This window comes from Blautia sp. CAG:257 (assembly GCF_000433815.1).
In the GTDB taxonomy this organism is placed as follows: domain Bacteria; phylum Bacillota; class Clostridia; order Lachnospirales; family Lachnospiraceae; genus Blautia_A; species Blautia_A caecimuris.
Window position 1 is genome coordinate 117,933 of the sequence record NZ_HF999031.1, and the last position, 6,761, is coordinate 124,693.

9 protein-coding genes are annotated in these 6,761 nt (G+C 42.0%); 4 read left to right on the forward strand and 5 right to left on the reverse strand.

All coding sequences use genetic code 11. The annotated features are described in order from the left end of the window. The 4 genes from QVP40_RS05385 to QVP40_RS05400 all read left to right on the forward strand — a co-directional run. Positions 1 to 553: AAA family ATPase (locus QVP40_RS05385; RefSeq protein ID WP_288200332.1), on the forward strand; the 553-nt coding region annotated here is incomplete at its 5' end. Between the two features lie 154 nt (positions 554 to 707). Continuing rightward, the gene (gene dtd / locus QVP40_RS05390) at positions 708 to 1,154 is read left to right on the forward strand and encodes a D-aminoacyl-tRNA deacylase (RefSeq protein WP_022067467.1); all 447 of its coding nucleotides are present in this window, start codon (positions 708 to 710) and stop codon (positions 1,152 to 1,154) included. A gap of 21 nt (positions 1,155 to 1,175) precedes the next feature. Further along, positions 1,176 to 2,513, forward strand: coding sequence for a M23 family metallopeptidase (locus QVP40_RS05395; protein ID WP_022067468.1), 1,338 nt, complete (start codon positions 1,176 to 1,178; stop codon positions 2,511 to 2,513). Positions 2,514 to 2,866: 353 nt separating this feature from the next. Further along, entirely contained in the window at positions 2,867 to 3,928 is a 1,062-nt protein-coding gene (locus tag QVP40_RS05400) for a tyrosine-type recombinase/integrase (protein WP_022067469.1), read from the forward strand. Between the two features lie 14 nt (positions 3,929 to 3,942). Here QVP40_RS05400 and QVP40_RS13970 read toward each other — a convergent pair whose 3' ends face one another. The 5 genes from QVP40_RS13970 to QVP40_RS05420 form a co-directional block, all read right to left on the reverse strand. Then, entirely contained in the window at positions 3,943 to 4,062 is a 120-nt protein-coding gene (locus tag QVP40_RS13970) for a hypothetical protein (RefSeq protein ID WP_442852282.1), read from the reverse strand. Then, entirely contained in the window at positions 4,007 to 4,405 is a 399-nt protein-coding gene (locus QVP40_RS05405; RefSeq protein ID WP_022067470.1) for a VanW family protein, read from the reverse strand. The genes QVP40_RS13970 and QVP40_RS05405 overlap by 56 nt, the downstream gene beginning before the upstream one ends. A 145-nt stretch (positions 4,406 to 4,550) precedes the next feature. Continuing rightward, positions 4,551 to 5,051, reverse strand: coding sequence for a g5 domain protein (locus tag QVP40_RS05410; protein ID WP_022067471.1), 501 nt, complete (start codon positions 5,049 to 5,051; stop codon positions 4,551 to 4,553). A 103-nt stretch (positions 5,052 to 5,154) separates the two neighbouring features. Further along, complete coding sequence (locus tag QVP40_RS05415; RefSeq protein WP_022067472.1) at positions 5,155 to 5,574, reverse strand: hypothetical protein; 420 nt, start codon at positions 5,572 to 5,574, stop codon at positions 5,155 to 5,157. A gap of 133 nt (positions 5,575 to 5,707) precedes the next feature. Then, on the reverse strand, positions 5,708 to 6,761 hold a 1,054-nt coding region (locus QVP40_RS05420; protein ID WP_288200333.1), incomplete at its 5' end, for a D-alanyl-D-alanine carboxypeptidase family protein.

A 6,761-nucleotide genomic window follows, 5' to 3' on the forward strand; every position in this document is an offset into this window, starting at 1 on the left:
TGGCATTAAATGTTATGACAAGGAGCTTCTGGAGCGCGCGGCAAATGACAGCGGAATCTGTAAGGAGCTGTTTGAACACCATGATGAAAAGCCAACAAACAGTTTTTTGTATTCACTTGTTATGGATACTTATTCCTTTGGATATTCTTCTGCGGGATTCAATGATATGCCAATGAATCATAAGATTTTTCTGGCACAGTTTGATGCGATCAAAAAACTGGCAGAAGAGGGTCCCTGCGTTATGGTAGGCCGCTGTGCGGATTATGCGCTTTCAGACTGGTCAGACTGCTTCAGTATTTTTATTCATGCAGATATGGATGCAAGGATCCGCAGAATTGCTTCCAAATACGGAAAATCAGATAAGGAAGCAAAAGATATGATTATCAAAACTGACAAGAGCAGAGCCAGCTATTATAATTACTACACTAATAAAAAATGGGGCTCTGCAAAGGATTATAATCTTTGTATTGACAGCGGTAAGCTGGGGCTTGACAATGCGGCAAAGCTTATTATTAATGCGGTTCAGATTTTTGATGAATCCAAGAAAAAATAGGATAAAGCAAATAGGAAACAGAATGTTATCAGCACCGGGGAATCCACAGATTCCCCGGTATTTTTTCAGGATAAAATAAAATTTAAAATTTATGACACATTTATGTAAAATTATGGTATACTGATGTTCAGAAAACAAAAAGAAAGGAACAGCTATGAGACTTTTTATTCAGAGAGTTCTGCAGGCTGAAGTGACTGTGGACGGAAATACTGTGGGCAAAATCGGAAAAGGACTGCTGGTGTTTGTAGGCGCCGGAAAAGAAGACAACCGGGAAATTGCAGACAAGTACCTGAAAAAACTTCTGGGACTGCGTATTTTTGAAGACGAGGCAGGCAAGACCAATCTTTCCCTGAAAGATGTAGAGGGAGAGCTTTTGCTGGTTTCCCAGTTTACTTTGTATGCAAACTGCAAAAAAGGAAATCGTCCCAGCTTTATTGAAGCAGGGGCTCCGGATATGGCAGAGGAACTTTATGAGTATATGATCCGGGAGGCGCAGAAAACAGTTCCTGTTGTGGAACACGGCGTTTTTGGAGCAGATATGAAAGTATCTCTTGTAAATGACGGACCGTTTACCATTCTTCTGGACGAGCATATATTATAAATAACAGGAAGGACGTATGAAATGAAAAAGAAAGTATCCTTTTCAGGTGCAGTGATCTGCTTTCTTATTGTCGGTTTTTTAACCATGTGCTTCAGCGCTGCTCCTGTACAGGCAGCAACTGCAAGGCAGTTTGTAAATCACAACGGTTCTTATTATTACTATGACAGCTCCGGCAAAAAAATAAAAGGCTGGTATACGTCTCCGGCAGGGGCAAGATATTATTTTGACCCGGTTACAGGGGCAGCGAAGCCGGGGCTTCATAGAGTGAACGGTAAAACCTATTACTTTACGGAGCGGGGACTGATGGTCCGCAACAAAATTGTTACGGATCATGGAAAACGCTATTATGTGGACAAAAATGGCTGGAGAAGAGCAGGACGCATCCGTATTGGAAGAAACTGGTATGCTTTTGACCGGAAAACAGGCGTACAGCTGAGAAATGCCTGGTTTACCGACACGGACGGTTCCCGTTATTATGCAGGAAACCGTTATTCACTGGTGCAGGGCTTTTACCGTCCGGATTCTTATTACCGGTATTTCCGGCCGTATGACGGAAAAATGCTGACAGGCTGGCAGACGATTGACGGTTATCGTTATCTGTTTAATAACAGGACGGGAGTGCGCTATGATCTCCAGAAGGTTACCTTACAAAAGAACATGTACTGTTTTAACAGACAGGGAAGAATGTACAGAAATCACTGGGCAACTCTTGGCGGAAAAACCTATTATGCTCAGAATAACGGGCTTCTTGCAACCGGCTGGCTTAACCTGGATGGAAACAGTTATTATCTGAACAGAGCAGGAGAGCGTAAAACCGGTTGGATCACTTCAGGAGGCAAAAAATATTACCTGGCGCCGTCTACCGGAATTTTAAAGAAAAACTGCTGGGTTGATGCTAAGCATTATGTGGGTAATGACGGAGCCTGGATCCCAAATTATAAAGACCGGGATTTCCGCTGGCCTCTGAATCCGAAAAACAGAACCATAACCAGTTATTTCGGACCAAGAAAGGCTCCCGGCCCGGGGGCATCCACCTATCATAAAGGAATTGATATTGCAGCAAAATCCGGTGAGCCTATTTATGCAGTGGCAGATGGAACCATATCTTTGATCAGACATAATAACGGCGGCGCAGGAAATCATATCCAGATCACACATGCAGACGGAATTGTTTCTGAATATATGCATCAGTCAAAATTTGCCCCGGGATTAAAACAGGGATCAAAAGTAAAAAAAGGACAACTGATCGGTTATGTAGGAAATACGGGAACATCCTTTGGAGCGCATTTACATCTGGGTATTATTGAAAACGGTGTGCATAAAGATCCGCTGAACTATGTGACCCGGCCGGCAGGCTGAATCATTTATATATAAAAGATATTATTTATAAAAGCATTTTTTTATGTATTATTTATGATATACCGGAATCAGAGAACAGCCCCCGAAAAGCAGGAAAAAGGGGGCTGTTATTGCCATCTATATCTATACGACAAACCCGAGTTTTTCATATAGATGTTGCCGGAAAGCCACTTCTGTGGTATAATTATACTGAAAATCATAATTTCAGTAAATGTGCTGTTGTGTTTTATTCCACCGTATATTTTGTATTTTCCAGTGCAGATACATTTGATGTCCTGTGATTGCACTGAACTTTTTACCTTTTGTGTCATCTGTTATTGTTATTTTTATTAAATAAAGGAGTTTTATTTTTTATGGAACCGAAACAAACCTACCATGAACATACTGATATTGAAAATACTTTGCGGCTTCGTCAGGTTCTTGCGACTTTGCCGCCTTTCTGCAGGGATTATTTCCGTGCCATTGACGCAACAACCACTACAAAAACAAGGATTTCCTATGCCTATGATATCCGCATTTTTTTTCAGTTCCTTCTGGATACCAACCCTGCTTTTAAGGATAAAGCCATGACTGATTTTTCTGTAAATGTACTGGATCAGGTAAAGGCTCTTGACATTGAGGAATATCAGGAATATCTGAAGGTTTACCATAACCATAACGGCGATAAAATGGAAACCAACAGTGAACGCGGCCTAAAACGGAAAATTTCTGCTCTGAGAAGCTTTTACGCCTATTATTATAAAAGGGAAATGATTGAGACAAATCCTGCCGTGCTTGTAGATGTACCCAAAATCCATGAAAAAAGCATTATCCGTCTTGATGCAGACGAGGTGGCTCTGCTTCTGGATCATATTGAACATGCAGGGGATACGCTGACCGGACAGAAACGCGCTTACTGGGAAAAAACAAAGGAACGGGATCTTGCCATTGTAACGTTGCTTCTAGGAACCGGGATCCGTGTTTCGGAATGTGTGGGACTTGATATTGAAGATGTTGATTTTAAAAATAACGGGATTAAGGTTACGCGAAAAGGCGGAAATGAAATGGTTGTTTACTTTGGATCTGAGGTAGAAAAAGCACTGAAAAATTATCTGGAAGTCAGGGAAAATATTGTTCCTCTCTCCGGTCATGAACACGCCCTCTTCTACTCTTCCCAGAAAAAACGAATCGGTGTGCAGGCCATTGAAAACCTTGTAAAAAAATATTCCCGTGAAATTACGACCACAAAAAAGATCACCCCTCATAAGCTGCGCAGCACCTACGGTACGGCTCTTTATCAGGAAACCGGCGATATTTACCTTGTAGCGGACGTTCTGGGCCACAGGGATGTAAATACAACCAAAAAGCATTATGCGGCCTTAGACGATGCCAGACGGCGTCAGGCAGCCACAGCGGTAAAACTGCGGGAGGACTGATATCCTCCCGTTTCTTATCCTTCTCTGGTACCAAGGATCTGCACAAAAATTGCTCCATTTGCATAAGAATCCTGTATTTTAACCGGATATTCTGTGTTGTTTTTGAATTTGTAGTCCAGAATTCCCCAGGACACGGTAGCATCCATACCCACTGGGAATATAGGCAACAGGCTTTGAATGGGGATATCGCTCCACAATCTCAAGACCTGCATTGAGACAGGCTGCATAAAGGGTGGAGGAAACCTGACAGATTCCCCATCCGATTCCCGGAACCAGCTGTCCGTTGGCTATGACAGGAGCAGACTGAAATCCTCTTTCTATGGTTCTTTCTCCTACTGTATCATTGTAGGAAAATGTATCTCCGGGATTCAGAATCACATCATTACGGCTTTCGCATGCCAGCTGAATATTTGCGATCCGGCCGCTGCTTCCTCCTCCGTAAGTGGTATAACTTCCAAGCACATCCCGATAAAGCATGGAGGTCAGCTGTTCTGTTGAAAGCTCCGGTTCAGTGATGGCAAAAAAAATTCTTACATCAGCGCCCTCATCTGCCTGTTTCAGCTGTTTTTCTGCTTCTTTTACGTCAAAGGATACTCCCTGTACAGACGGAACTACTGCATAATTATTTTCTAGAAGTTTTATCCTGATCCCAGGTAGTTTCTTTTACCGTATTTACTTTTTCAATACCTGTTTTCCGGATTGCTTCATCCAGCTTTTCCGGTTCAGAAGCTTTCGGAAGGATTTCCAGAGAAACGGGTTCCTGATCTTTTAATTTAATCTTGTCCATACCTCTGACATACCATTTTCCGTGTCCGGGTCTGTAGGCTTCTCTGATTTCTCTGGAAGCATTCAGAGAAAGAACCGGAAAAATTTTTACTTCATAGTTTTTTTCTGCAAGGGATACGGTGATCTCAGAATCCTGATAATCTTTTTTGAATTGCTCCTGTACTGCTTTTTCTGCAGCTTCTATTGTTTTTCCCTGTAATGCAACCCAGTTTATGGAAACATCCTTCCAGATCACTTTATCATCCAGCGTGGTACACCAGTATAAATATCCTGCGGTCAGAATACCGGCAGTACCTAGTATTGCAGCCGCTGTTATTTTCCATTTATTTTTCATCATTTGTATATCTGTCCTTTTGTTTTTTAAAAAACAGGAGCCCTGCCCAACGGCAAAACTCCTGTAAAACCTTCCCCATTATATGTAGTTTTATAAAAATTAAATATTATAAAGCTGTTGCAATCTTATCCTGAAATTCAGCCGGAATTTCTTCTTTATCAAGAGATACGCTGATGATAAAGGAAATACCAAATTTTTCTCCGATTTCCTCAAGTTGTTCAAGAGTACCGGAAATATCAAGACCTTCCAGTTTAGCTGTGGTTAAAAAGCTGTCCAGATAAATCTGCTCAAGGTCATGATCCTGAGAAATAATTCCACAGATAAAGCCTACAAATTCATCTGCGTTGATGATCGGATATCCGGAAACATCGATCAGACGAATCTTATTATTCAGTTCATACATGTGCTTTGTGCTTTTGTCTAAGTAAACAATGCTGCCATTTACATTCTTAATTGCGCCGTTCACTTTGTCTAACAGTACTTTTGTTTTGCCCTTGCCTTTCTTTCCTACGATCAGTTCAACCATCCTGTTTTCCTCCTTAGACACAATATAATATTAATTTTTAACAAAAACTTTTATTAATATGTTTCAATTATAGTGCATTTTATCATAAAATTCAATGCCTAATTCTGAAAAAATTGTGTTTTTTCTAAGTTTTTTATTTTGCGTTGGCATTTTCAAGGAGGGAACTCATCTGCTGGTAAAGAAGCTCCTTAGTGGATGCGCCCATGACAATGGAAACATAAGGATCGCCATAAGCATTCTGACTTAAAAGAGCCAGACAGTTTCCGGCATCGCTGGTGGTTCCGGTTTTTCCTCCCAGTACGGTGATACCCTTGGGAGCAGTTGCTTCTCCGGTCAGATAATGGTCGGTTGCAGTCAGAGGCGTATTGATCTCTGTTCCGTCGCTGCTTTTATAGGAAATAGTATAGGAGCCAAGCTGAGTGATCTGGGTAAATTCCGGAAATCTCAATGCTTCTTTCAGCATCAGGTAAATATCATAGGGTGTTGTGTAATGGTTTTCATTCTGAAGACCGTGAGGATTTGTAAAATGAGTTCCGGTACAGCCAAGCTGAGCTGCATAGCTGTTCATCATATCCACAAATTTTTCTGTGGATCCTCCGATATGAGTGGCAATGGCTGACGCTGCATCATTTCCCGAATACACAAGAAGTCCGTGTACCAGCTCATCCATAGTAACCTTATCTCCCACCTGGAAACCGATCACCTGTGACCCCTCTTCCAGAGTAATGTTTTCTTCTGAAATGGTTACCACATCTTCCATATTTCCATACTGGAATGCAAGAAGCGCCGTCATGATCTTTGTGATACTGGCAGGATATACTCTGTCATAGGCTCCTTTGGAATACAATACCTGTTTGTTTTTTATATCCAGGAGAAGTCCTTCCTGATCTTCCTCCAGGGCTACAGTATCCAGAAGAGTGTCTCCGGAAACCACACACAGATCTGCCGCAAAACCATCTGCCTTTCCTTCTGAACCGGCTATTTGGGAGTCTGAAAATTCTCTGGAAACACTGTACTTTTGTACCGGTCCCCGGAAAAATGTCTTTTTGATCAGAACCACAGCGGCTCCTGCTCCGGCAAGAAGCGCCGCGATCAGAAGTACCAGAAGAAAGGTGCGGATGATTTTTTTTCTTCGCATCTGCCTTATTCTTGCTGCTCTTCTTTTCTGGGCGGCTGACGAAGAGGCC

Excerpts from the sequence above, each read along its gene's own strand:
- dtd (WP_022067467.1), top strand. The coding sequence starts at position 708 with ATGAGACTTTTTATTCAGAGAGTTCTGCAGGCTGAAGTGACTGTGGAC.
- QVP40_RS05395 (WP_022067468.1), top strand. The coding sequence starts at position 1,176 with ATGAAAAAGAAAGTATCCTTTTCAGGTGCAGTGATCTGCTTTCTTATT.
- QVP40_RS05400 (WP_022067469.1), top strand. The coding sequence starts at position 2,867 with ATGGAACCGAAACAAACCTACCATGAACATACTGATATTGAAAATACT.
- QVP40_RS05405 (WP_022067470.1), bottom strand. The coding sequence starts at position 4,405 with ATGCTTTATCGGGATGTGCTTGGAAGTTATACCACTTACGGAGGAGGA.
- QVP40_RS05410 (WP_022067471.1), bottom strand. The coding sequence starts at position 5,051 with ATGATGAAAAATAAATGGAAAATAACAGCGGCTGCAATACTAGGTACT.
- QVP40_RS05415 (WP_022067472.1), bottom strand. The coding sequence starts at position 5,574 with ATGGTTGAACTGATCGTAGGAAAGAAAGGCAAGGGCAAAACAAAAGTA.